General features: G+C 46.0%; 24 protein-coding genes and 1 pseudogene. 3 read left to right on the top strand and 22 right to left on the bottom strand.

Annotated features, from left to right (window positions below; translation table 11 throughout):
* Window positions 1–5: 5 nt before the first annotated feature.
* The 21 genes and pseudogenes from E8Q33_RS04150 to E8Q33_RS04050 all read right to left on the bottom strand — a co-directional run bounded on the left by E8Q33_RS04150 (window position 6) and on the right by E8Q33_RS04050 (window position 22,396).
* Window positions 6–782 carry a thioredoxin family protein gene (locus E8Q33_RS04150; RefSeq protein ID WP_136553049.1) on the bottom strand — a complete coding sequence of 259 codons (777 nt, stop codon included), beginning with the start codon at window positions 780–782 and terminating at the stop codon, window positions 6–8.
* A gap of 27 nt (window positions 783–809) precedes the next feature.
* Window positions 810–1,892, bottom strand: coding sequence for a tRNA pseudouridine(13) synthase TruD (gene truD / locus E8Q33_RS04145; protein ID WP_136553047.1), 1,083 nt, complete (start codon window positions 1,890–1,892; stop codon window positions 810–812).
* A complete protein-coding gene (gene ispF / locus E8Q33_RS04140; RefSeq protein ID WP_136553045.1) occupies window positions 1,889–2,371 on the bottom strand; it encodes a 2-C-methyl-D-erythritol 2,4-cyclodiphosphate synthase in 483 nt (160 codons plus the stop codon). Before ispF ends, truD begins: the two co-directional genes overlap by 4 nt.
* Window positions 2,368–3,078: a 2-C-methyl-D-erythritol 4-phosphate cytidylyltransferase gene (gene ispD, locus E8Q33_RS04135; protein ID WP_136553043.1), complete on the bottom strand. Its 711-nt coding sequence runs from the start codon at window positions 3,076–3,078 to the stop codon at window positions 2,368–2,370. The genes ispF and ispD overlap by 4 nt, the downstream gene beginning before the upstream one ends.
* Window positions 3,068–3,355 carry a cell division protein FtsB gene (gene ftsB / locus E8Q33_RS04130; RefSeq protein WP_136553041.1) on the bottom strand — a complete coding sequence of 96 codons (288 nt, stop codon included), beginning with the start codon at window positions 3,353–3,355 and terminating at the stop codon, window positions 3,068–3,070. The genes ispD and ftsB overlap by 11 nt, the downstream gene beginning before the upstream one ends.
* Window positions 3,356–3,365: 10 nt before the next feature.
* Window positions 3,366–4,646, bottom strand: a complete 1,281-nt coding sequence (eno, locus tag E8Q33_RS04125) for a phosphopyruvate hydratase (RefSeq protein WP_136553039.1) — start codon at window positions 4,644–4,646, stop codon at window positions 3,366–3,368.
* Between the two features lie 65 nt (window positions 4,647–4,711).
* The gene (gene kdsA, locus E8Q33_RS04120; RefSeq protein WP_069296363.1) at window positions 4,712–5,548 is read right to left on the bottom strand and encodes a 3-deoxy-8-phosphooctulonate synthase; all 837 of its coding nucleotides are present in this window, start codon (window positions 5,546–5,548) and stop codon (window positions 4,712–4,714) included.
* A complete protein-coding gene (locus tag E8Q33_RS04115; protein WP_136553037.1) occupies window positions 5,548–7,185 on the bottom strand; it encodes a CTP synthase in 1,638 nt (545 codons plus the stop codon). Before E8Q33_RS04115 ends, kdsA begins: the two co-directional genes overlap by 1 nt.
* Window positions 7,186–7,272: 87 nt before the next feature.
* A complete protein-coding gene (tilS, locus tag E8Q33_RS04110) occupies window positions 7,273–8,616 on the bottom strand; it encodes a tRNA lysidine(34) synthetase TilS (RefSeq protein WP_136553035.1) in 1,344 nt (447 codons plus the stop codon).
* A gap of 35 nt (window positions 8,617–8,651) precedes the next feature.
* A pseudogene (locus E8Q33_RS04105) lies at window positions 8,652–9,607 on the bottom strand (acetyl-CoA carboxylase carboxyltransferase subunit alpha).
* A 115-nt stretch (window positions 9,608–9,722) separates the two neighbouring features.
* A complete protein-coding gene (locus E8Q33_RS04100; protein WP_136553033.1) occupies window positions 9,723–10,826 on the bottom strand; it encodes a PilT/PilU family type 4a pilus ATPase in 1,104 nt (367 codons plus the stop codon).
* 83 nt (window positions 10,827–10,909) lie between these two features.
* Entirely contained in the window at window positions 10,910–14,395 is a 3,486-nt protein-coding gene (gene dnaE, locus E8Q33_RS04095) for a DNA polymerase III subunit alpha (protein ID WP_136553031.1), read from the bottom strand.
* 75 nt (window positions 14,396–14,470) lie between these two features.
* Complete coding sequence (nagZ, locus tag E8Q33_RS04090; protein WP_136553030.1) at window positions 14,471–15,520, bottom strand: beta-N-acetylhexosaminidase; 1,050 nt, start codon at window positions 15,518–15,520, stop codon at window positions 14,471–14,473.
* A gap of 9 nt (window positions 15,521–15,529) precedes the next feature.
* On the bottom strand, window positions 15,530–16,015 hold the full coding sequence (locus tag E8Q33_RS04085; protein WP_136553365.1) for a L,D-transpeptidase: 486 nt from the start codon (window positions 16,013–16,015) through the stop codon (window positions 15,530–15,532).
* 40 nt (window positions 16,016–16,055) lie between these two features.
* Window positions 16,056–17,072 (bottom strand): VWA domain-containing protein, encoded by a 1,017-nt coding sequence (locus tag E8Q33_RS04080; RefSeq protein ID WP_136553028.1) that lies wholly within the window; start codon window positions 17,070–17,072, stop codon window positions 16,056–16,058.
* A gap of 78 nt (window positions 17,073–17,150) precedes the next feature.
* Window positions 17,151–18,089 (bottom strand): VWA domain-containing protein, encoded by a 939-nt coding sequence (locus E8Q33_RS04075; protein ID WP_136553026.1) that lies wholly within the window; start codon window positions 18,087–18,089, stop codon window positions 17,151–17,153.
* The gene (locus E8Q33_RS04070; protein WP_069296354.1) at window positions 18,086–18,625 is read right to left on the bottom strand and encodes an MxaK protein; all 540 of its coding nucleotides are present in this window, start codon (window positions 18,623–18,625) and stop codon (window positions 18,086–18,088) included. Before E8Q33_RS04070 ends, E8Q33_RS04075 begins: the two co-directional genes overlap by 4 nt.
* Entirely contained in the window at window positions 18,618–19,634 is a 1,017-nt protein-coding gene (locus tag E8Q33_RS04065) for a VWA domain-containing protein (RefSeq protein WP_136553024.1), read from the bottom strand. The genes E8Q33_RS04070 and E8Q33_RS04065 overlap by 8 nt, the downstream gene beginning before the upstream one ends.
* Entirely contained in the window at window positions 19,631–20,467 is an 837-nt protein-coding gene (locus E8Q33_RS04060) for a hypothetical protein (RefSeq protein ID WP_136553022.1), read from the bottom strand. Before E8Q33_RS04060 ends, E8Q33_RS04065 begins: the two co-directional genes overlap by 4 nt.
* 11 nt (window positions 20,468–20,478) lie before the next feature.
* Window positions 20,479–21,363: an MxaS protein gene (locus E8Q33_RS04055; RefSeq protein ID WP_069296352.1), complete on the bottom strand. Its 885-nt coding sequence runs from the start codon at window positions 21,361–21,363 to the stop codon at window positions 20,479–20,481.
* Window positions 21,364–21,376: 13 nt separating this feature from the next.
* Entirely contained in the window at window positions 21,377–22,396 is a 1,020-nt protein-coding gene (locus E8Q33_RS04050; RefSeq protein WP_069296351.1) for a MoxR family ATPase, read from the bottom strand.
* 431 nt (window positions 22,397–22,827) lie between these two features.
* Between E8Q33_RS04050 and E8Q33_RS04045 the strand changes: the two genes are divergently transcribed.
* The 3 genes from E8Q33_RS04045 to E8Q33_RS04040 are packed head-to-tail and all read left to right on the top strand — an operon-like array spanning window position 22,828 to window position 24,868.
* Window positions 22,828–24,204 (top strand): histidine kinase, encoded by a 1,377-nt coding sequence (locus E8Q33_RS04045; protein WP_136553020.1) that lies wholly within the window; start codon window positions 22,828–22,830, stop codon window positions 24,202–24,204.
* Window positions 24,201–24,365: a response regulator transcription factor gene (locus E8Q33_RS15915; RefSeq protein WP_247869916.1), complete on the top strand. Its 165-nt coding sequence runs from the start codon at window positions 24,201–24,203 to the stop codon at window positions 24,363–24,365. The genes E8Q33_RS04045 and E8Q33_RS15915 overlap by 4 nt, the downstream gene beginning before the upstream one ends.
* A 14-nt stretch (window positions 24,366–24,379) precedes the next feature.
* The gene (locus E8Q33_RS04040) at window positions 24,380–24,868 is read left to right on the top strand and encodes a response regulator transcription factor (RefSeq protein WP_247869915.1); all 489 of its coding nucleotides are present in this window, start codon (window positions 24,380–24,382) and stop codon (window positions 24,866–24,868) included.
* Window positions 24,869–24,890: 22 nt separating this feature from the next.
* On the opposite strand, the gene ahpF is transcribed toward E8Q33_RS04040, so the two are convergent.
* Window positions 24,891–26,462 (bottom strand): alkyl hydroperoxide reductase subunit F, encoded by a 1,572-nt coding sequence (ahpF, locus tag E8Q33_RS04035; protein ID WP_136553018.1) that lies wholly within the window; start codon window positions 26,460–26,462, stop codon window positions 24,891–24,893.
* Between the last annotated feature and the right edge of the window lie 120 nt (window positions 26,463–26,582).

Genomic DNA, 26,582 nt, shown 5'->3' with positions numbered 1-26,582 from the left:
TACTTCTATTGTGTTAAGGGTAATTCCACGGCTTGTAAAATATAGCCATCGGATAAATTCTGAATAAGTGCCACTAGTTTCAATTTGTCCTGCTGCCATTCAGGCATAAGTTTCACCTGATGTTCGATAAATGTTTCACCGGATGTCTCGAGCGCAAACGGCCCTAACCATTCACGCACCAAATTCTGGTGATTGAAAGTCTTTCCGGCATTATCGCCACCATGCACTTCACTGTTCACATCATCTTCAATAATCGCAATATACAGCTTGCTGTGTTGACGGTTTTCATCTCCAGTCACCTGACTGCGACTGTCGATCATTAACGCATCATCAATCCGATAAGCTGATAAACGAATCTTAGCCTGGGCATCAAACTCATTAAGAAAACTGACAGCCTCCTGCAGATTTTCCCGCCAATTTGGCAACGATTCGCCACTGAGCACAAATTCCGGCGTGTAAATGGTCTGATAGCGATTCAACAACGCTAATTGCTTCTGCCGTTCGGAAAAAGCCGGTTTGGCAAAAGCATCGACCCAGCCTTTTTGATCATTCAGATAATCAATATGAAAACCTAAAACAATATAGTTAAGCTCAGTATTATTTTGCTGTTGTTGATATAACCAGCGTTCGGCAGGAGGGCAACTGCCACAACCTTCTGAAGTAAATAATTCCAGTACTGCGGTATGTTTAGGATCACTAACGGCATGCCAGCGTTCTGCATGAGCGGTTAATGGCAATAAAACCAATGTCAGCCAAAATAGTTTATCTACAGACAGCTTCATATCAGCCTCCTTCAGATCAACTGGTTTTTATTCGTTCAGACCCGGAGATGCTGTGGAAATTTTTTGCGACATATCCTGAATTTCAGCGAGTTCGCGCAGTACAGCCGTGGCATAACTTCCCGGCCCCAACTCAAACTCTAACAGTAAACTGCTCTCGTTGATAAATTGCCATTGAAAATTCTGCGGGAATAATCGCAATGCTCGACGTTCCTGACTTAAGCCCAGCTTTTCCAATTGCTGCTGCCAATCTTGCCAGTCAGCCAAAACCGATTGTTCCAGAGCAAGCGTCTCGCCTTTACTGATAGCCTCACCTTTCCCCCATAAAGGACCGGTTGGATGAATATCCATTTCCTTGATCCGCTGTTCAAGCACATCATCTTTGCTTTCTGCGACAAAATAACTGGCTCGGGTACCGGCCAGTAACATCACATCACCTGCCAGCATTTGGTTCCAGTTGTTTTGACGAATACGTTCAGCCATTACCAGATTAAATAACCAGGAACGCGCAGCGGAAATAATGATACTGCGTTGATTACGCTTTTTCGGTTCGGTGCCTTCGGTGAACCATTGATCGGCTTTTTTCAGATTATTGCCAAAATGGCCAAAGCGTTGTTCAGCAAAATAATTTGGTACACCCTGCTCGGCAATTGTTTGCAGATTCTTTTCCCAGATAGCCGCATCGCCGGTGATATTAGTTAAACGCAATCGAAAACGATTGCCAGCCAGCGCGCCGCGTTTTAATTTTTTGCTATGCCGTACAGCTTTAATGATTTTGATTTGTTCATTTTCAAACGCCAGCCAGTCTGGTTCCGGCAAGCCTTGTAAGTTGACACTGAACCATTGCGAAGTCACCGCATGGCGATCTTTAAGTCCGGCATAGCCAACCGCAACGGGTGAAACACCTGCAAATCGGGCTATTTCCTGCGCCAGCCAATCCGTGTTGGTATCGGTTTTCTGCACGTATAACCAGACGTGTGAACCTTCGCCTTCAGGCGAAAATGGCAGATGTTCTTCCACTTCAAAATAAACTGCTTTTTCACGCAATTGACCACTGCAAGTTGCTGCACTGTCAGATTGGCGCGGCAATGATAAATAATCAAAATGTTTCAAACCGATTCAACCTTTTTAATAAGCGCAACAGCATGAGCAGCAATACCCTCTTTGCGCCCTGCAAATCCGAGTTTTTCGGTAGTAGTAGCTTTGATATTAATTGAACTGGGATCAATCTGCAGATCACTGGCCAGCAACTCACGCATTTGTGGGATAAATGGCGCTAATTTTGGAACCTGAGCGACTACCGTTGCATCGACATTGCCAACCTGCCAGCCAGCAGCAGCCAAATCATCATAAACCCGGCGTAATAACACACGACTATCAATGCCTGCGAAAGCCATATCCGTATCCGGAAAATGGTGACCGATATCCCACCAACCGGCAGCGCCTAATAAGGCATCACATATCGCATGAATCAAAACATCACCATCAGAGTGGGCTTCTAGGCCATGCGTATGTGGAATTGTCACCCCGCCGATAATTAACGCGCAGTTTTCAGCAAACCGATGTACATCATAGCCATGACCAATTCTCACGCAGCTTCTCCATTTTCCTGTTGCTGTAAAAATAACGCGGCTAATGCCAGATCCTGCGGCAAGGTAATTTTGATATTGTCAGCATGACCAGCAACAATTTTAGGGTTCAAACCCATAAACTCCATTGCGCTGGCTTCATCAGTAACATTGATATTGGCTTGTCTGGCCTGAGTTAATGCTTCAGACAACGCCATTAAGCGAAACATCTGCGGCGTAGCAGCCCGCCATAGACCACTACGATCAACTGTAGCTTCGATATGATTATTGGCATCAACTCGTTTAACGGTTTCGGTTAAAGGCACACCTAAAATTCCACCGACAGGATCATTGCCTAATTGTTGCAACATGGCATCAATATCACTATGTCTAATGCAGGGTCTCGCTGCGTCATGTACTAACACCCATGGATTTGTGTCCGTCAGGTTCTGTAACAACTGTAAAGCATTGCTGACTGATTCTGCCCGGTCATCGCCGCCTATCGTGGTGTGAACCGGCCAATCAGTGGGTAAATTCAAAGAATGCCAATAGGGATCATTTGCTGATAAGGCAATAACAACCCCTTCAATTTGTGGATGGCTGACCAAACGGCTTAAGGTATGAAAAATAACCGGATGATTATTCAACAATAAATACTGCTTTGGGCGATCGGCTTGCATCCTGCTGCCGATCCCCGCCGCCGGGACAATTGCCCAGACTTTACTGCTCATTTTCAGGTATATCGATGATATGAAAAAAAGTTTCTTCGGGTTTCACCATACCCAGTTCACTACGAGCACGTTCTTCAAGCGCATCGAGGCCACTTTTCAAATCAGCAACCTCAGCAGCTAACACCTGATTGCGTTCTTCTAACTTAGAATTATCAACTCGTTGCTTTTCTACTGTGTGATGCAAACGCAATAAAGCCGGCAAGCCATCATGGCTGAGCCACAAACGATATTGCAGCATCACAAATATAAAGGTCAGTACAATAAGTACTGTTTTCATGCAGCGAATATCATCTAGATGGAAATGCCTGCAAACCAGGATAAACCGCGGCGTCACCTAATTCGGCTTCGATGCGCAGCAATTGATTGTATTTAGCAACGCGATCCGAACGTGACAATGAACCCGTCTTGATTTGTCCACATTGGGTAGCAACGGCCAAATCAGCAATAAAAGTATCTTCGGTTTCACCACTGCGATGTGAAGCAATCGACTTGTAGCCCGCCTCAGCCGCCATATTCATCGCGTTGAGCGTTTCACTCAATGTGCCAATTTGATTTAATTTAATCAAAATTGCATTGGCAACCTTCGCTTCAATACCTTGTTTCAAGATGGCGCTATTGGTGACAAATAAATCATCACCGACCAACTGGATACGATCACCCAAACGATCGGTTAACAGTTTCCAGCCATCCCAATCGTTTTCATCCATACCATCCTCAATGCTGATGATCGGATATTTGTTGCACCAGCTTTCTAAAAGATCGGTGAACTCGGCAGCTGTCAGGCTACGTTTTTCAGATTCGAGGCGGTACATTCCATCTTTATAAAACTCGGAACTGGCCACATCCAGCGCAATCATGACATCACGGCCAGGTTCATAACCAGCATTACTGATGGCTTGCATAATCAGCTCCATCGCAGCTTCATTTGAAGACAAATCAGGAGCAAAGCCACCTTCATCACCAACAGCAGTATTCAAGCCCTGAGCCAATAAAACCATTTTTAAATGGTGGAAAATTTCGGTGCCAGCACGTAACGCATCTTTGAAGCTTTTTACACCGACTGGAACAATCATAAATTCCTGAAAATCCACACTGTTATCAGCATGCGAACCACCGTTAATGATATTCATCATCGGCACCGGTAAAGTAACGGCTTTATCACCACCAAGGTGGCGAAATAGAGACACACCTTTCTCAGCTGCGGCAGCAACAGCCGTTGCCATCGAAACCGCTAAAATGGCGTTTGCACCAAGGCGTTGTTTATTCTCAGTACCATCGCAGGCGATTAATTTGTCATCCAGAGCGTTTTGTTCAAAACAATCCATGCCGATAACAGCAGAGCGTAATTCGTTATTGATTGCTTCAACGGCTTTGGTAACGCCTTTACCCAAATAGCGTGATTTATCGCCATCGCGTAATTCGATTGCTTCGCGCGCGCCAGTTGAAGCACCTGAGGGTACTGCTGCCCGGCCCATAGCACCGCTTTCCAGAATAACGTCTGCTTCAACTGTTGGGTTGCCACGAGAATCCAAAATCTCACGACCACGAATATCAATAATTTTGCTCATAATTTTCTCCGATGAATGAGGCGAAGAAGCCGGATAAGAATCCTTTTCCGATCTTAAATTATCTATTACAGATAGGCGTCTTCGATAAAGTCTTGTTGTTTAACTGTTTTGTCGATAGCGACCAATGTCTCGAGTAATGCCTGCATTTTAGCTAACGGCCAGGAATTGGGGCCATCGCTCAATGCTTTTTCCGGGTCCGGATGGGTTTCCATAAACAGACCGGCAATACCTGCGGCAACAGCAGATCGTGCCAATACGGGCACGAACTGTCTTTGACCGCCACTTTTACCACCTTGACCGCCAGGTTGCTGCACCGAATGGGTCGCATCAAATACGACTGGGCAGCCCATATGACGCATCGTCGGCAAACCACGCATATCCGAAATCAAAGTGTTATAACCAAATGAAGTACCACGTTCACACAACATGATTTGCTGGTTGCCGGTTGATTTGGCTTTATCCGCAACATGTTGCATATCCCACGGAGCTAGAAACTGGCCTTTTTTAATATTGACTGGCAAGCCTTGGCTGGCCACATTAATAATAAAATTTGTCTGACGGCACAAGAATGCTGGGGTTTGTAATACGTCCACTACACTGGCAACTTCAGCCAATGGCGTATCTTCATGTACATCGGTCAGAATCGGCAGACCAAATTCTTTTTTGACCTTTTCCAGAATCGCCATACCGGCTTCAAGTCCCGGTCCGCGATAGGTTGAAGTTGAAGTGCGATTGGCTTTATCAAATGAAGATTTATAAATAAACGGGATACCGAGTTTATCGGTCATTTCTTTTAACTGACCTGCAACATCCATCGTCATCTGTTCACTCTCAATGACACAGGTTCCGGCAATCAAAAATAACGGCTGTTTGCCACCCACTTCATGACCACATAATTGCATTACTGCTGTCCTCGTTTTTTATGATTTGTCAGTGCGGCATTGATGAAACCCTCGAACAGACGATGACCATGTCTTGGGGTCGAGGTAAATTCCGGATGAAACTGACAAGCAACAAACCAGGGGTGACCAGGGATTTCAATCATTTCCGCCAAAGAATTGTCTTTGGACATACCAGAAAACAGCAAGCCAGCATCTTCTAATTGTTGTTTGTAATTGTTATTAAATTCATAACGATGACGATGACGTTCAACGATTTCATCAGCACCATATATTTGCTGTGCCAAGGAGCCCGGTTTGAGTACGCATGGATAGCCACCCAAACGCATCGTGCCACCCAAATCGGAATCGTGGTCACGCTGCTCGACGCTGCCATCTTCCTTTTGCCATTCGGTAATTAAACCAATGACCGGATGTGGCGTGTTGGCATCAAACTCGGTACTGAACGCATTAGTCAGGCCGGCTTTGTGACGAGCATATTCGATCACCGCAACCTGCATACCCAGACAAATACCCAGATAAGGAATGTTATTTTCACGGGCGTATTGCGCTGTGGAGATCATGCCTTCAACACCGCGCTTGCCAAAGCCTCCGGGAACCAGAATCGCGTCCATATTGGCAATGCAATCTGTGCCGGTTTTTTCGATCATTTCGGAATCGACATAATGCACATTAACTTTGGTACGGGTATGAATACCCGCATGCACCAGCGATTCTGAAAGTGATTTATAGGCTTCGGTCAGCTCCATGTATTTGCCGACCATGGCGATATTTACTTCGCCCTGTGGGTTAGACAGGTTTTCATAGACCTGTTGCCATTGGCTCAGATCAGCTGGTTTGGCATCCAGACCCAGTTGTTTCACCACAATGTCATCAAGACCTTGTTTGTGTAATTCCATCGGAATTTTGTAAATGCTGTCAACATCAATACAAGTAATAACTGACTTTTCTGGCACGTTGGTAAACAATGAAATTTTACGACGTTCGGATTCCGGTAACGGTCGATCCATACGACACAGCAATACATCCGGTTGAATACCGATAGTGCGTAATTCTTTAACAGAGTGTTGCGTTGGTTTGGTTTTAATTTCACCAGCAGAAGCGATATACGGCACCAGCGTTAAGTGAATAAACAACGCACGATCACGACCCAGTTCAGTCGCCATCTGCCTAATGGTTTCAAGAAACGGCAGCGACTCAATATCGCCGACCGTACCGCCGATTTCAATCAGTGCCACATCTGCATCACCTGCGCCCTCAAAGATGCAGCGTTTGATTTCATCAGTGATATGCGGAATGACCTGTACCGTATTGCCGAGATACTCACCCCGACGTTCTTTACGAATAACATTTTCGTAAATCTGCCCGGTAGTATGGTTATTACGGCTGGTCATATTGGCATCAATAAACCGCTCGTAATGGCCCAGATCCAAATCGGTTTCAGCACCATCATCCGTTACAAAAACCTCACCATGTTGCAGTGGGCTCATTGTGCCGGGATCGACGTTAATGTAGGGATCAAGTTTAACCATGGTGACTTTGAGGCCACGGGCTTCGAGAATCGCTGCCAGTGAAGCCGCCGCGATTCCCTTACCGAGAGACGACACAACACCACCAGTGACAAATATAAATTTAGTCATATTATGGAGAGTTTTTGCAATAGCGGTGCAGCCAGAATAGCCACACTCAAAAATATCGTCATAAAGTATCAGAATTGCCCGATTCGCTCAATCAAAATCTCCCTGACAAATACGCTCTATCATCGGTACCCAGCCCGTTTGGTCAGATTGTGGCTTGGCTGTTTCAGCCCACCCATAACCGACAATTGCGACTAACTGCTGATCTGCAAATAACAAAGGGATGCTGTCACGTTGCCAAACCGGAATCTGCCATTGCTGAAATAATTTTTTCAAAGTTTGATGATGAGCCTTTCCTGCCAGCTGGATTTTTTCACCACCTTGACGATTTTTCAATGTCAGACCGGCGCTAAATAATTCTGCACGAATTCCCTTGCCCTGTTCTGTCTTCCAGACCAATCGATGCTCTTCATCCAGCAACCTTGGTAGTTGATTGTGGATCTGCTCTGATGAACATATTGGAGAGAGTACTAACGAGCTGTTCAGATACAACCTGTTTTGATAGCGTCTGGCAACATATTCATGCCAAATAACCTGCGGTTGAGCATTGATAGCAGCCAAGCAAACTTCATCCAAAATGCGTTGTAAATTTATCCGTGATGGCAGTGCCATATTCAACTTGGCCATAAAAAATCGCAGCACATTACGCTGTCGCGGTTCGCTTAACATCAGCAATTTATCTATGCTTAAACTGCCGTCTTGCAGATCCGCTTCGAGCTTAAGCAAATCTTCCTGCGCCAACTCATCTAGCAGAGTTTGGCTTTCCTGCAGGTTTTGCGCGGAACGTGCCAGATTTTGATTGATGGCAGGCCAACGGTTTTGTAGCAACGGCCAAACTTGATGTCGTAAAAAATTACGATTTATCTCGGTATTTTGATTGCTGGGATCTTCAATCCACTGCAACTGGTGGGCGGTGGCGTACTCCAATAGATCTTCACGAGAGATAGCTAACAAGGGCCTGACAATTCTCATGGTTTGCCACACCGACATAGCTTTCATCGCACCTAAGCCGCGATTTCCGGCACCGCGTAGTAATTGCAGCATCAGAGTTTCAGCCTGATCTTGTAAATGCTGGCCAGTCAGCAAAATGCCATCGTCGTTGATCAGTTTAGCGATTGCGTCATAGCGAGCACTGCGGGCGGCCGATTCAAGTCCCGACTGTCTAATATCAGTCACGTTAACTTTCAGGTAATGAAATGGCAGTTGTAAGGATTCAGCAATCTTTTGGCAATGCTCTGCCCAATCGGCTGATTGGGATTGCAATTGATGGTCTACATGGACCACCTGGATAGTGTGAGGAAATTGACTACGATGTTGTGCCAATAGATGCAGCAACACATGGGAATCCATTCCGCCGCTATAGGCTACCCATAAAGTAGACGATCCGCAGAGTTTGCGGATCGTTTTAATCACTAATTTTGTGTCAAGCGACACTTGGAAAATCTAAGGAGATTCACGTTCAACAGGCTCTAGCCTTCAAAGGCACCATAAGCTAATAAACGTTGTTGACGACGTTTAACCAGTTCATCAACCGACATCGCTTTTAACTGTTTCATTTTGCCATCGATTGCTGTTTTGATATTTGCCATCAGCGCTTCGGGATCACGATGCGCACCGCCTAATGGTTCTTTGACGATTTCATCAATCAGCCCCAGCGATTTCAATCTATCCGACGTCACACCCAGTGTCGCGGCAGCATCTGAGGCTTTTTCAGCACTTTTCCATAAAATGGATGCACAACCCTCAGGAGATATAACGGAATAAATACTGTATTGCAGCATCATCAAATGATCAGCAACACCGATCGCCAATGCTCCACCAGAACCACCTTCACCGATAACGGTGCTGATGATAGCGTTTTTAATTTGGCCATTTCAAACAGGTTCCGGGCAATTGCTTCACTCTGACCACGCTCTTCCGCGCCGATACCAGGGTAAGCCCCAGGAGTATCAATAAAGGTTAATACCGGCATGCCAAAACGTTCGGCCAATTTCATTACCCGTAACGCTTTGCGATAGCCTTCTGGGCGTGGCATACCAAAATTGCGCGCCACTTTTTCTTTGGTATCACGGCCTTTTTGATGACCAATGACAATCACAGGTTGACCGTTAAAACGGCCCATTCCGGTAATTAATGCCTGATCATCTGCGTAGGCACGATCACCATGCAGTTCTTCAAAGTCGGTAATCAGATGTTTGATGTAATCAAATGTGTAAGGGCGCTGTGGATGGCGCGCCATTTGAGTAACTTGCCATGGCGTTAATCCGGAAAAAATGGAGCGCGTTAGCGATTCACTTTTTTCCTTCAGCTTCTGAATCTCTTCAGTGATATTCAGATCGCTGTCATTGCTCATGTAGCGAAGTTCGTCGATTTTAGCTTCCAGCTCGGCAATAGGCTGCTCGTAGTCAAGGAAATTCAACTGCATTACAAAATTACCTTCGAATCAAAATAGGTCGATTATACACGCACTAGGGCTTGCTGATCTTTCATATCTTCCACTGCTGACGACTATGAAAGATCAGCAAGCCCTATGGTTACGCTCAGCTGAGGATTAATTCATCATCCGAATCATTATCATCGTGGGATGCCCCCATGCGGATTTCCAGACTCAAGTCATTACGTGAATCGGCATTACGCAGTGCATCTTCTTGAGAAATTTTGCCTTCCCGATACAACGCCAACAGGGCCTGATCAAAGGTAATAGTGCCGGGTTCACTGCTTTCTTTCATGGCATCTTTAATCGCGCTGATCTGACCTTTGTTAATCAATTCAGCGATATACGGTGAACTGAGCATCACTTCTACTGCGGGTACCAATTTTCCATCTTCAACCGACGGTAATAAACGTTGCGAAATAATTGCTCGCAGATTCAGCGATAAATCCATCAGGATCTGCCGATGCATCATTTCCGGGAAAAAGTTAATGATGCGATCCAATGCCTGATTGGCATTATTGGCATGCAATGTCGCTAAACATAAGTGACCTGTTTCAGAGTAATTGATGGCGTGCTTCATGGTATCCATATCACGGATCTCACCAATCAGGATCACATCCGGCGCTTCACGTAATGCATTTTTCAAGGCATTTTCATATGACAGAGTATCAATACCCACTTCGCGTTGCTGCACGATTGAACGTTGATGTGAATGCACAAATTCCAACGGATCCTCAATGGTCAGGATATGCGAACCGGAATTACGATTACGGTGACCGATCATCGCGGCTAATGTCGTCGACTTACCACTGCCGGTGGCACCAACGACCAGAATCAGACCCCGTTTTTCCATCACTACACTGCCTAGCACCTGCGGCAAACTCATTTCTTCAAAATTGGGGATATGGATGCGGATGTAGCGAATCACCATCGATACTTCACCGCGCTGCCGGAAGATATTGACCCGGAATCGACCTACACCATGCACTGGCACCGCAAAGTTCATTTCCAATGTTTTTTCAAACTCGGCGATCTGTTGTTCATCCATTAGCGAATAGGCTAACGCTTTCACTTCTCCGGTCAGCATTTTTTTGCTGCCAACGGGTCGAATCACCCCTTGAATTTTGACTTGCGGTTCAGTCGCCGTACAAAAAAACAAATCTGAGGCATTTTTATCAGCCATCAGTTTGAAATAAGGCATCATTTCCACGTTAGCAATCCTTTGAAGAATAAGCGTTTAAGTTGCAGTAATCGTACACGATAGATTTCAGACGACAAAGCCGATTTCATTACTTAATAGCGCACAGTCACAGTTTCACTTCCGGGCAGATCCGCCAGCTCTTTGAGCAGGGTATCCGATGGCGTAATTTGCCAGTCATGGCCCAGGCGAATCAATACTTCGGCATCCTGGTTGAGATATTTAAGCTCTACCGGAATCACACCACCACAAAACGGTGACATAACAGCTTGCATTTGTGCAATCCATTGTGAATCTTCGCCATGTTGTTTCACTGTAAGTTGAACGGCTTTACCAAATAATTCGCGCGCTTTCTGCAAGTCATAAACCGACTCGGCAGTTCCGGCAAGACCACCACTGAAGTTGTCTTGACCAATCTTACCTTGAATAACCACCAGCTTATCGGGCTGTATCACGCTCTGATATTGTTCATAGATATCGCCAAATACACGTACTTCCAGCCGCGCAGTCTGATCATCTAAGGTAATAAATGCCATGCGACTGCCGTTTTTGGATTTCATGGTGCGAATCGCTACTATCAAACCGGCAGTCAGTAATGGGATCTCATTTCGCTGGTAACCTTTGGATTCCGGTGCATCCAGTTCACTGATTTTTTTGGGAATAAATTGGGCCAGTTCATCAGCATAACGATCAATCGGATGTCCGCTTAAATATAAACCCAATGTCTCTTTCTCAGCTCGCAGTAACTGCTCTTCCTGCCATTCGGGAACATCTTCTAGTAAATCGGTTTGCGGTTGATCGGCATGTGATGGCTCGGCCAGACCAAATAAATCATTCTGACCACTATCGGTATCGCGACGATGCTGTTCTGCAATTTGCATCGCCCTACTCAGGCTTGCTTCCAGACTGGCACGATGTCCGCCCAAAGAATCAAATGCACCGGCTTTGACTAATGACTCCATCACTCGGCGGTTGATTTTTTTCAGCTCGACCCGACGACAGAAATCAAATAAAGAGGTAAATGCTTCTCCCTGTTCACGTTCTGAAACTATACCGGCCAAGGCTGATTCACCGACGCCTTTAATAGCACCCATGCCATAACGGATGGTGGTTTCATTTTCCACGGTAAACTGGATTTTGCTGAAATTCACATCCGGTGGCAGCACGGTGAGATTCATATCCCGACATTCATCAATCAGTCCGACGACTTTATCAGTATTGTCCATATCCGCTGACAATACTGCCGCCATAAACGCTGCCGGATAATGGGCTTTCAGCCAGGCCGTTTGATAGGCAACTAATGCATAAGCAGCTGAATGCGATTTGTTAAAACCGTACTCAGCAAATTTTTCCATCAAGTCGAAAATCGGTCCGGCGGTATTTTCTTCGATGCCGCGATTTTTCGCGCCTTCGAGGAAGATTTGCCGCTGCTTGGCCATTTCCTCAGGCTTTTTCTTACCCATCGCCCGACGCAACATATCGGCGCCGCCCAGACTGTATCCGGCCAGGATCTGCGCGATTTGCATTACCTGTTCCTGATAAACGATAACCCCATAGGTGGGTTTCAGAACGGGTTCTAAATCAGGATGCGGGTAGTCGACTTTGGCACGACCATGCTTACGATTAACAAAGTCGTCAACCATGCCCGATTGCAACGGGCCGGGTCGGAACAGGGCTACCAAAGCGATAATGTCTTCGAAATTATCCGGTTGCAGTCGTTTGATAAGCTCTTTCATACCACGCGATTCCAACTGGAATACCGCCGTGGTTTCACACCGTTTCAACAAATCGTAACTGGGCTTATCATCCAGCGGCAGCAAGGTGATATCAATCTTGTCAGCTTCGTCAGCCGGCAACATCGCCTTAACATTTTTAACCGCCCAATCGATAACCGTCAGGGTTTTCAGGCCTAAAAAGTCGAATTTGACCAGGCCCACACTTTCTACGTCATCTTTATCATATTGCGACACCAGCCCGGCGCCATTTTGCTCACAATACAATGGGGTGTAATCGGTCAGTTTTTTTGGTGCGATGACCACACCACCGGCATGTTTACCGACATTTCGGGTCAGACCTTCCAGCTGCAACGCCAAATCAATCAAGCCGCGAACATCTTCTTCCTTGTCATAACGCTCTTTGAGCTGCGGCTCTTGTTCCAGCGCCTTACTCAGTGTCATTTTCAGTTCAAATGGCACCAGCTTGGCCAGCTGATCAACCATGCCATAAGGATGACCTAAAACACGACCTACATCGCGCAATACCGCTTTGGCGGCCATGGTACCGAAGGTAATGATCTGCGAGACATGATCCCGGCCGTAATGACGAGACACATAATCGATAACCCGATCCCGGCCATCCATACAAAAGTCGACGTCAAAGTCAGGTAAAGATACCCGTTCTGGGTTCAAAAACCGTTCAAACAGCAGATCGTATTGCAGCGGATCAATATCGGTAATTTTTAAGGCATAGGCCACCAGAGAGCCGGCACCGGAACCCCGCCCCGGACCTACCGGAACGCCATTGTTTTTAGCCCAGCGGATAAAGTCGGCAACAATTAAAAAGTAACCGGGAAAACCCATTTCATTAATAACGTCGAGTTCAATCTGTAACCGCGACTCATACTCGGCGCGTTTTTGTTCACGGATGGTTTCATCCGGAAACAACACCGGCAATCTTTCAGCTAATCCCTCAAACGATTCTTTGGAGAAAAATTGCGCCAGCGTCATGCCATCTGGCACCGGGAAATCCGGCAAGTAATGTTCGCCCAGCGTTAGTGGAACATTACAACGTTTGGCTATTTCAACTGTGTTGCTGATGGCTTCGGGAATATCCGCAAACAAGCGCACCATCTCTTCCGGGCTACGCAGATATTGCTGTTCAGAATACATCCGTGGTCGACGCGGATCATCGAGCAATCGGCCTTCATTAATACAAACTTTGGCTTCATGCGCTTCAAATTGATCCGGAGTTAAAAACCGCACATCATTGGTGGCAACCACTGGCAGATCGAGTTCACTGGCAAGCTGTAATGCTTGTTGAATATAACGTTCTTCATCTTCGCGGCCAGTACGGATCAGTTCCAGATAAAAACGATTGGGAAACAGCTGCATCCAGTGTCTGGCAAGTTGTTCAGCTTCTGCTTGGCGACCGCCCAGCAAATCACGGCCTAACACCCCTTCACGCCCGCCACTTAAACAAATCAAGCCATCTGTTTGCCCGTCAAGCCATTCAGGTTCCAGCATGGGCACACCCAGATGCTGTCCTTCGGTATAGGCTCTGGAAATCAAACGCGACAGGTTGTGATAGCCCTCCATCGTGCTGCACAGCAACACCATACGCAGGCTTTTTTTGCTGTCGCTACTGTCCCGCAACCGGATATCGGCACCCAGAATCGGTTTGACCCCAGCCTGCATTGCCGCGCTGTAAAGTTTGACGGCGGCAAACAGGTTATGTTGATCAGTAATGGCAATCGCCGGCATGCCAGACGCAGCAGCAGCCTTGACCAGCGGTTTGATACGAACCAGGCCGTCAACCAAAGAATAATCAGTGTGTAAATGAAGGTGTACGAATTGCGAGGTCATTAGACAGTTATTTAATTCAAAGCAAAATGATAACACTGCCAGCTGACAGTATCAGACTGATCTATCGATAAATGATCAGGCAAGATCCAGTTGCCGATCGGTATCAGGAGCATAGTTGGCAACGGTATAAACCGCCTGTTTCCATTGCTCGCTGGCCATCAGTGTATCGCGATCAATCGGATGTCGGCCATGCAGTCGCACCAGACGCATATGTCTTAGCGGATCGGCTTCACATTTCAGATTATCCAGCACACTTTCGACTTCAGCCGGATTATTGCACAACAACAATAAATCACAGCCTGCAGCCAAAGCTGCTTCAGCGCGGGCCGTACTGTCACCCATTATTGCAGCACCGGCCATGCTCAAATCATCACTGATGACTGCGCCCTGAAAGCCCATACGTTTACGCAGAATTTCCTGAATCCAGTATGGCGAAAAACCAGCCGGCAGACTGTCGCATTTTTCATAAACAATATGTGCCGGCATGATGCCTGCCAAGGTATGTGAACATAGTTGGCGAAACGGCAACATATCGGCCTGCCACATATCTTCCAGATGACGTTTATCAACTGGTAACCCCAGATGAGAATCCACTTCCACGGCCCCATGACCGGGAAAATGCTTACCGACAGCCGCCATTGAAGCCTGTTTCATACCGCTGATATAGGCGGCAGCCAGTTTGGTGACCGCTTGCGGATCACGATGAAACGCACGATCACCAATCACTTCACTAATGCCGTAATCCAGATCCAGAACCGGTGCAAAACTGAAATCCACTCCGACAGCGCGTAACTCTGCGGCCATTAACCAGCCAGTCACTTCTGCCTGCTTAAGCGTTTGCTGTGGATGTTGCATGTAATGCTGTCCCAGCGTTCCAACAGGTGGCAGTCTGCTAAAACCTTCACGGAAACGCTGAACCCGACCACCTTCGTGATCGACAGCAATAATCAGATGTGGTTGTCTCAGCGCGTGAATTTCTGTTGTCAGTGCAGCAATTTGCTCGGGAGATTCATAGTTACGACTGAACAGGATGACGCCGCCCACTAATGGATGTTGGAGAATTTCTCTTTCTTTCTCGCTGACTGTAAAGCCAACCAGATCGACCATTAATGGGCCTAGTGTCATGTTAATACCTTATTCGTGAATAAAGACTTTCAGGCCCGGTTTGACCAGATCAAACAATGCCAGCAAATCCTGATTATGCATGCGGATACAACCGTGAGATTTGGCGATGCCCATGGGCTCGCTATCCGGTGTGCCATGTATATAAATATAGCGACGCATTGTATCAACATTTCCCAGTCGATTCTTGCCAGGCTCTAATCCGCTTAACCAAAGAATCCGCGTTAAAATCCAGTCTCTATCGGGGAACTGTCCGGCCAATTCGGGACTATAGATTTCACCGGTGGGTCTTCTGCCACGAAAGACGGTATTCACTGGCTGGCCTTCGCCGATACAGGCTCGAATCGTGTGCCATCCCCTTGGCGTGCAGCCCGAGTTTTCTTGTTCGCCAGCACCAGTTAATGCGGTTGAAACGGCTGCGGAAAACACCACCTCATCATGCAACCAAAGCTCACAAAGTTGTTTATCGAGTGAAATATCCAGATAGTGAATTGGCATAGTATTCAATTAACATTCAACCCGCTGTTGGAGAAAATAGTCAGTGCTTTTTTGGATGATAAGCTTGTGATACACCCGACCAAGTGTATAACTGTGATGCGGTGAGCGGCAACAAACTCAGTAGCGCCACCCACAGGAAATAATCGGCTAAAGATTGTCGTGGCATGCGTTGTTCCAGCATTAAGGTCTGATAATGCTGTTGATCTATCGTTGCCATTGCTTCGGAAAACTCTTCCAGTGATCCCGCTTCAAAAGCTCGATACGGAACCTCCAACGTGTTAAAGAAATTATGTAACTGCCGTTCCGGCGCACCTTGCCATAAGATACTTTCGCCCGGCTTTTCGTCTAGGGTCATACCAGTGACTGAACGCATATAAATCCAATACAAGGTCAGTTGATTTTCGCGTAACAATTGGCTGATCTGTTGCTCTTGTTCCGTGGATAAAATTTGTCCGCCATCAGAAATAAGCAGCACAATTCGCGCACCACGATAGGTTTCGCCATCAAACATTTTTCCCGCTTGTTTTAACGCCACAGCGATATCTGTCTTGGTTAGACCTCGCCCCAAACCACCAGCTTCAATTGTTGCCAATGTGGTTTCTTTGCTATAGGTCAATGGCAAAATAGTCGTGGCCTGCTCACTGAACAGCAGATAAGCAAATCGGTCATCAGGCCGACTGTTTACAAATTCTGTTAAATAATAGCGGGCAACACTGCGTTTACTCTCTTTAAAATTCATTTCAGTAGAAAGTCGAAAACGGTGTCGTCGGGCAAAAGGTTGATCCATGCTACGACTACGATCCAGCAATATAATGACCTCGGCTCCCTGCCCGCTGCGCTGTACTGTATGTTCAGGAATATGTGGCCCGGCCAGAGCCATAATGAGTGATGCTAATGTCACAGAAGCTAACAAATGCAGGGTAAAACCAATTACAACGGAAGCACTATCCTTGGGTAACAATGCCTGCCAGACGATTTGCTTTTCGTTATTGCGACTCAGCCATGGCAATACTGCCAGTGGCAGCAGATAAAGCAGATATGGGTTAGACCAACTCATGCTTTACCTTTAACCATTAAAATCAGCGAGAAGTCATGTCGATAAAATCCATTTCATCATGACATAGTAAGAAGCATTTTAATCATGCTGCTTAATAAACAAACTGTATGGTAAAAACACCAGAATCAACAAAATCAATGCAATTGATGCCAGCCAGACAAATAGATCGTATTTCACCGGCTGCTGACGGGTAACTGAAATCTTCTGCATTTCTTTAATCAGGTTTTGTGCAGATGTTGGTGATGAAATAAATTCAAAACCGACCCGTTTCGACACTGTTTCCATATGCGATTTCTTTTGCGAGGACATATGTTCGGTACGTGGGCGGTTTTCATTTAACTCGGCTGCATCACCCCGGCTTGAGGCATATACATCGCGATGCATAACTTCATTGATTCCCCAATAGCCTTCAATTTCGCCAAACTCGTTGGTTTTAGGAATCGGCAATAAGTCACTACCACCAATGCCCACAATAATTCCTGGAACTTCGCCTGGAGTATCGGTGAACTTCGGAAACAGTGTTTCATGCACGGGAGGTGCTTCATGACCGTCGGTTAAAAACACCACTGTGGGTTGCGGCGTGATTTCCTTAGCTTGACGGATAGCCGTGTAAAGCGCTTTAGACATTTCACTGGAGCGTGCCCAAGCCATAGTCGGATGAAACTGCGACAGCATCTGCATCAGATCATGATAATTGGCACACACCTCGACCGGCGTCATCAGAATCAAACTGCGTGCTTCACTAAATACCGCCAACCCTGCATGTGAGCCACACGGCATACTGAGGATAGCCTGACGGGTATATTCTTTGGCCCAGTCCAGTCGATTAATATTTTCATTGCCAAACCTGACATCTTCAACATTCATGCTGTCGGTAATATCAATGACAAATAGGCTATCCATTACCTCGATTTCACGATCAATCGGTGGCAACCAAAGCGCTGCAATTATCATCAACAGCCCAATCAACATGACCAGTGCTGTTAAAAATATGCGTTTGGGATAACTCAAACTCATGGCAGATCAACCTTAAATGCCTTGGTTTCAATACTACGTTCGCTGTAGATTTCCTGTTTGTCGAAATTGCCATCCATATCAGGATCTTCCGGCACCAAACGTAAAGCTACTTCGAGGTTAAAGCGTGCATCCCAGAAAGTGGGTTGCTGTAACAAGGCACTGCGGTAATCCTGTTTAGCCAACTCAACTAAAGGAATCATTCGAGGATCATTGCCTTGCATGGTCATGGCTTCACGTAGATTGATATTGCCTCGGTTGAAATAGGCTGCCGGCAACCATTGCCCTTGCTGACTTGCCAACACCAAGGTGAATTGTTCCAAAGCCGCATCGGTTTCTTCCTGACTTACCAGATAAGCACCTTGAGCAAAATGAGCTCGTGGGTGATCGGGTATGGATTCAAACTCCTGAGGGGCAGCCACAAACGCTTCGATCTCGGACTGACGCCACAATTGCCAAGCGGTAAAAGCCATTATCAGCAAGCTGATTATGAGTGTTGCCAGCAAACCCACTCGCAATAATTTCAATGTATTACTCATGTGCTTTTCGAACTCCCCAGTAACTGTATAAATGTGAGCTTGCCAATGGCAGCATAGCGAGCAAGGCTAACCATAAAAACCAATCGGCTTTAGGTTCGTGAGGTACCAGCTCTTCGACAATCAGCGTTTGATATTGCTGTTCATCAATTTCATCCATCGCTTTCGCAAAGTCTTCCAGTGAACCTGCTTCAAATGCCCGATAGGGAACGCCGATAGTTTTAAAAAACTCGTGAACTTTACGTTCAGGTATATCGGTATACAAAATATTGTCATTCTCTGAAGGTTCCAGCGTCATTTCCTGTCTGGACTTGAGATATATCCAGTAAATACTGAGATTCATCTCTTTATAGCGCTGGGTAATCAATTCCATCGCCTCATCGGTCATCAACTGACCACCATCAGATACCAATAAAACAATACGAGCACCACGATAAGGCTGATCTTCAAACATAATGGCTGAGTTCATCAATGCATCGGCCAAGTTAGTATCCGATAAGCCCTTACCCAAAGAATTAGCTTCAATGGTGTTGAGAATCGCTTCCTTGCTGTAGGTCAACGGCAGCAGATTGATGGAGTTGGTACTGAAAAATACAAATCCAAATCGATCATCTGGACGTTTTTTGACAAATTCCGTTAGATAGGTTCTGGCAACCCGACGCTTGGAGTTATCACCAGCAACCGAGTAATTCGCCGCCTGAGTGGTGACAGCAAATGCATCATCCATACTGCGACTGCGATCCAGCAATAGAACAATCTCTGCACCTTCGCCAAAGCGTTGCACAGTACGTTCCGGTATAGCTGGACTGGCAACCGCGAGTAATAGCGATGCAATCACCACGGAAGACAGTACTTTCAGACTTAAGCTAATGGTTCGAGATAGCGGATCGTGAGGTACTAACGCCGTCCATGCGACCGTTTTATCGAGATTGTTGTTGAACCATGGCAATAACGCCAACGGCAGCAGCAAAATCATCAAAGGATAAGCCCATTCGAGGCCAAACAGCATCATGCCATTTTCTCCCTCGCCCGACAGGCACGAGCCAGTTTGATCAAACTGTCAAAATCTGCAGATTGCTGCGAATTTCGGGCGAAATAGTGTGATGCCGATTGCTGATAAAAGCGCGTAATTTCGGGCTGCAAATCCACTAACCATGGGCAGCTATCCCACAACTGTTGTATCTGACTATAAATCACTACTGTACCTGCACTTTCATTGAAGGCGTGATGCATCACCCGGGTGGCCGAATCGACATCTTTATGACCGAACCAGCGTAGTTTATTCATCGAAAACACTGCTTTAGCAAACGGTAAACGTTTGCCAGGACGCAGACCGATATGCCAGATAAACCAGATCAATGCTGTTAACAGTGCAACTAACGTGGCATAAAACAGTTGTTTTTGTAACGGTGCGAAATCAGCTGCTAATAGCTGATGATCACCACGCAACGTCACTGTAGTTGCATCATCTGTTGTATTCAAAAAAGAACCTGCAGAAAAACTGGTCGATGGAATGGTTATTAGCTCCCCTGCCATTGTTCTTAGGGTATAGGTTGGTGTGGCAAGTTGGCGTGTTTCAGCTGGCACATTGACGAGCTGATAATGCAATTGCAGCTGCTCACCATCAGCAATGACTTCTTGCAGATATAACCACGGCCCATGACGTTTTCCGAGTTGCGGCAAACTATCCTGATCAATCTCACTGGTATTGATGGGTAAATTCACACTGGCAACAACCTCGTCACCAATCAATAAACCCCAACTGCGATCCAGAGTGATGGTGACTTCTTCAGCCATTAGCTGGCTGCTGAATATAAAACTGATAACAAAGATCAAACGACGCATTGTTTGCATTCCTATGATTTTTTCATGGCGGAGAAATACTGGGTCAGCTGTTGCGGAGTAACTTCTCCAGAGACAAAAAGCGGCTTGACGCGATAACGCATAAAGCAGGCCGTCAATTTCTCAAAGTGATCATCCAGTTGTTGTTGCCAACGTTTTTTGATGCCGGGACGGATCCACACACTATGACGCTTGCCAGTTTCGGAATCCCGCGTTTCTGTCCAGCCAGCATGTGAAGGCAAATGATCGACTTCATCATGCTGCCAGACGATAGGCACAACCGTGTAATGGGCAAGTTTGCGTAATGTGCGATCCACCAAATCAATATCACAACAAAAATCCGAAGCCAGGAACACAATTGCGCGTTTGCTGCTAATCAAATCTGCTGCATCAAACAAACCTTCCGCACCGGGTGCTGTTGGCGGAGTCGCGTTGATAATTTTTTCTGCAGCAACAGCAGGCATGCTGCGTTGTCTGGTAGGCATTACTGAGACATCTTTACGCCAGATCGCATCAAACCCAGCCATGGCAAAACGATCACCAAAGCGGATAGAGCTATGAGCAATCATATGCGCCAGTCGGGCAACTCGTTCGTTACTGACACTGGAAACCGACATCGATCGGCTTAGATCCGAGAGTAACCATAAGGTAATGGATGAACGTTGCTGATAACGTCGAACCAACCAGCGTTCCTGATTTCCTAAAGCTGAATCAGCAATATTGGTCCGTAAACTGGCTCTTACATCCAGACGCCGAGGATCTGGATAATCAAATAAATCAGCAAAACCGGCAAAACGATCACCGCTGCCCAAAGCTGTTCCGCTATGTGCACCGGGCACATGACCAAACACCTTATCCGGAAAGCGGTAGCTAAATTCCTGAGGTTGAATAGGCTTCATGAAGTTTGCCTACTTAAGGTGTAGCTATATGATCGCGTAACGCCTGAATAAATTGCGGCATCAACTGTTCACGGCGGCCATCATAGACCGGCGACAGGAACACGCGATGCGTGAGAGATGGCAATAATACAAAATGAATATCGTCGGGCAGAACATGATCACGGCCTTCCAACCAGGCACAAACTTTGGCAGCTCGCACCATCGCTGACATACCACGAACACTGGCTCCGGCCACGACCAGATCTTCAACATAAACATCCGGTAAAGTAATACCGAGTTTGTGTGGTTCCCAGCTGGCATCCCACAAACGCACGACATAGTTTTCAATTTCCGGTGAGACAAACACACTGTTTTGAATATCACGATCTAATTCATTGAGATCACGATAATTTAATAAAGGCGCGCCGATTGAACTGAGCAAAGCATCTACATCATGGAAAGCTGGATCAAAAATCAATTTACGGCGTGATTCATCTTCCAGTGGACGGCTGATATTGATTTCAAATAGAAAACGATCTCGCGCTGCAGCACTCAGTTCAAAGGTTTCTTCTTTTTCGACGGCATTACGATCAGCAAATACAATCATATGCGGGAAGCGATATTCTTTACCGAAGGCTTCAGCACTACGTTCGGCCATTGCTCTTAATAGTAAAGATTGAACTTGTGGGCGCGCCCGGTTGATTTCGTTAAAGAAAAACACCGCGGTTTCTTCACCTTTGGCAATCAGTGGGCCGGGCTCAATTACCGGCTTACCATCAGCATTCACCCAGGCACTGTAAAGAAGATCATTAGGCATTAAATCGACACTACCTTCGATACGACCGAAAGCACCACCCAAGGCTTTGGAAAAAGCACGCAGCAAAGTGGTTTTACCCACCCCGACACCACCTTCAAGTAAAACGTGACCACGGGCATGTAAGGCAATCAAAATCAAACGGATGGCCTGATGTTGACCAATCACCACATCATTGACTACTTTTTCCAGTGCCAACGCATGTTCACGAGCAGTATTCAGTTGCTGCTTATCCGACATTCTCTCTCCCCTTTTATTAGGTAATATTTTTTATTAAGACTTACTTATTCTAAGAGCTAACAGTAAGTCATTTGTGACTCTTCAAGCGATGCTTATAATTAAACTCTTAAGCGATAGACTAACAGCAAAAGTCCAGAAATCCCGTGTTAGCCATTTTTCTGGGAATTCAGCACTATCCACTCAGGTTTATGCTTTTAATTACTGCAGGAATCTATCATCAAACAGATGGATATGAAACCGACCAAACTATATGAACTTAAGAGCAAGCATACTCATATTGCTTTTTATGTCATGCATTAAACCTTGAAAGCCAAATCAGCACATCAGATATTTGCCCATGGACATCGGGCAAATTTCCCGTGTGATGCCAGCACGCTTTGCAGAGCACAAATCTACGCCTAGACTGTGCTCATTGTATATTCGGATAATCCATGAATCTCAGACTGCAGCTTTTCTTTAGAATCATGTTGATAGGTTTTGTCTGTCTGCTGGGGAGTGCCGGTTATGTTTTGTATCAGACCGATAAACAAGCCAAATTGGAAGCTGATTTAACCGCCCAACGTATTGAAAAACAATTGACTCAACAATTGCTGAAAATGTTTTCTCGCTATGATTATTCAGTCGCATTTCCAGATACCGATATCCTGCAACAACTCAACGGCGTGCCAGGCTCTTGTGTACAGTTTTTGTCTCGCACTGAAAGTCGCCGGCGTAGTTTGTGTAATGAAGTGATTCATGATGAAACACGGTGGCCACATTGGTTTGGTGAGATCTATCAAAAGCTGTTTCAGCCAAATTACGAAGCAAGCCGCCGTTTTTCATTTAATGCTATTACTTATGGCAACATCTTGGTGTCGCTAAATGTGGAAACGGAGATTGCTCGTGCCTGGAGTAATTTGCGGGCAGTATTTGGCATTCTGTCGGTGAGTATTTTTGCTGTCGCATTACTGGTATTTGTGACCATTCACCAACTACTACGCCCGGCTCAATTGATTGTTCGGGGATTAGAAAAAATGCACCAAGGCGACTTACAAACCCGTATTCCCAGTTTTGATATTGGTGAATGGCGACGAACCAGCGAAGCGATTAATGCTTTAGCCGCCAGTCAGCAACATATCATGGCCGAGAATCGTCAACTTGCCTTGAAACTGATTAATGCCCAGGAAGAGGAGCATCGTTATATCAGCCGCGAACTGCATGATGAGTTTGGTCAATGCCTGGCCGGTATCAATGCGTTGACCACCTCCATAAGCCAGACAGCGCGTAAAGATTGCCCCTCTATTCTCAGCGAAACCGAAGGCATCAGTCATATTACTGAACACATGATGTCGGCCTTACGGGGCTTATTAACACGTTTACGTCCGGCAGATGTCGATGAATTGGGCTTGACGCGCAGTTTGGAAAAATTGATTAAAAGCTGGAATCAGCGCACGGGTGGTGAAACTCAGTTCAATCTGCAAATAGCTGAAGGTGTTGATGCCCTTCCCGAACCACTGCCGGTCAATTTATATCGCATTGTGCAGGAATCACTAACCAATATCGCTAAACATGCAGATGCCAGTGAGGCCAATATCAAGCTGATGTTTAGCAGCCATGATCATCTGATTTTGCAGGTTGAGGATAACGGCAAAGCCAAACGCGAAAGTTTGAATCAACACATGGGCGTGGGATTATTGGGCATTTCGGAACGAGTTAATGCTTTAGGCGGAAAAATTACGATGGATACCCATAATGAAGGAGGCTTAAAACTGTTGATAGATTTACCGGTGAACCCGCCGGTTGATGTTTCCGCAGAGAATCCAAAATGACTGAAATAGACATAAAAATCCTGCTGGTCGATGACCATGCCATCGTACGTGAAGGTTATCGTTCATTACTACAAAAACAGCCTAATTTAACCGTTATTGCTGACGCGCGAGATGCCGCTGAAGCTATCAAAACTACAAAACCTTTCAGCCAGATGTGGTGATTATGGATATTTCCATGCCAGGGCAAAGTGGTTTGGAAGCGATTTCCCGCATCCGACAATATGATGCTCAGGCACGGATTCTGGTTTTCAGCATGCATCAGAATCCCAGCTTCGCTTTACAAGCCATTCGTGCAGGTGCATTAGGTTATGTCACCAAGAGTAGTGATCCTACCTTGTTAATTCACGGGATTTTTCAGGTCTATGAAAATAAACTCAGTTTGAGTCCGGATATCGCGCAGGCTTTAGCATTAGAAAAACTGGGACAGGATAAAGCCAGGCTGGATGATTTGACGGTCAGGGAATTTGAGATTTTGCGATTGTTGTTAGAAGCTAAAAATAATCAACAGATAGCTGATATTTTGAATATCAGCCCTAAAACAGTTTCCAATTCGCATTACATTATTAAACGCAAACTTGAGGTGAATTCAGATATTGAACTCACCCGCCTCGCCATTCGCATGAAGTTATTAAACCTACGCGATCTGATTGACGAGGCGGAATGAATTCGGTTTTGGCCGATATGGCTTACGCCGCTTTATCCTTATCATCAAACTCATTGCGGATAAGGTAATCAAACGCACCTAATGCTGCTCTGGCGCCCTCGCCCATTGCCATAATGATTTGTTTATATGGAATGGTCGTGACATCACCAGCGGCAAATACACCTGGCATTGAGGTGGCACCATGAGAATCAATTTCAATCTCACCATACTTGCTCAACGTTAACGTGTCTTTCAACCAGTCGGTATTGGGTAACAAACCAATCTGCACAAACACACCCGCCACTTCCACATGATGTGATTCTTCTGTGGCCCGGTCTTTATAGTTCAGACCATTGACCTTTTTGCCATCACCGGTAACTTCCGTGGTTTGGGCACCAATAATCACTGTCACATTGCTCAGGCTATGCAGCTTTTTCTGCAATATGGCATCGGCTTTCAATTCATCAGCAAATTCAAGCAAGGTCACATGACCGACAATACCAGCCAAATCAATTGCCGCTTCAACACCGGAGTTTCCGCCACCAATGACTGCAACGTGTTTGCCTTTGAATAACGGACCATCACAATGCGGGCAATATGCTACGCCATGACCACGGTATTCACTTTCGCCGGGTACACCAAGCTCACGCCAGCGGGCACCCGTAGCGATAATGATCGCTTTACTGAGTAATTTAGCGCCGCTTTCCAGCTCCACTTCAATCATTTTGCCTTGCTGGCGTAACTTATTGGCACGTTGCAGTTTCATCACGTCCACTTCATATTCCTTGACGTGTTCTTCCAGTGCGGCCACCAGCTTGGGACCTTCGGTTTCTTTGACTGAAATAAAGTTCTCAATCGCCAGGGTATCCATTACCTGGCCACCAAAACGTTCGGCCACAATACCGGTACGAATACCTTTGCGAGAAGCATAAATTGATGCTGACGCCCCAGCAGGACCTCCACCAACGATCAATACATCGTAAGGCGCACGCTGATTGATTTTTTCTGCTTCGCGTTTAATCGAGCCTGTATCCAGCTTGCCAATGATCTCAGTCAAGCCCATACGACCTTGACCGAAAACTTCACCGTTCAGGTAAACAGTCGGTACCGCCATGATTTGACGTGCTTCAACTTCTTCAGGGTATAAAGCACCGTCAATCATGGTGTGATGGATATTCGGATTCAACACCGCCATCAGATTCAGCGCTTGTACCACTTCAGGGCAATTCTGGCATGACAATGAAATATACGTTTCAAACACAAACTCGCCATCAAGTTGTTTGATTTGTTCAATCACTTCAGGCTCGGTTTTCATCGGATGCCCGCCAGTGTGCAGCAATGCTAATACCAGCGAGGTAAACTCATGCCCCATCGGAATACCGGCAAAACGAATATGCTCCTGACCTTCCGGCTGTTTGATACGAAATGATGGTTTACGTGCATCATTATCGACATCAGAAAAGCTGACCTTGTCAGACATATCAGCAATTTCAACCAGCAATTCACGCATTTCCTGAGATTTTTTGCCATCATCAAGTGACGCAATGATCTCAACCGGGCGTTGCAGATTCTGCAAATACGTTTTTAATTGTCCAGCAATGTTTGCATCCAACATAAGGCACCTGCCTGAATAAAATTCTATAAATGTTTGGGTGTTGTCCGGACCGGTTGGCCCGGACACACGAGATCCAATGGATCAAGAATTTCGTGAGAAGTTTTCATTTCATTAAACGAA

Origin of the sequence: Methylophaga sp. SB9B (assembly GCF_004832235.1) — a bacterium.
Lineage (GTDB): Bacteria > Pseudomonadota > Gammaproteobacteria > Nitrosococcales > Methylophagaceae > Methylophaga > Methylophaga muralis.
Note: the sequence above shows the minus strand (reverse complement) of the source record. Positions and strands in the feature narration are given on the sequence as shown.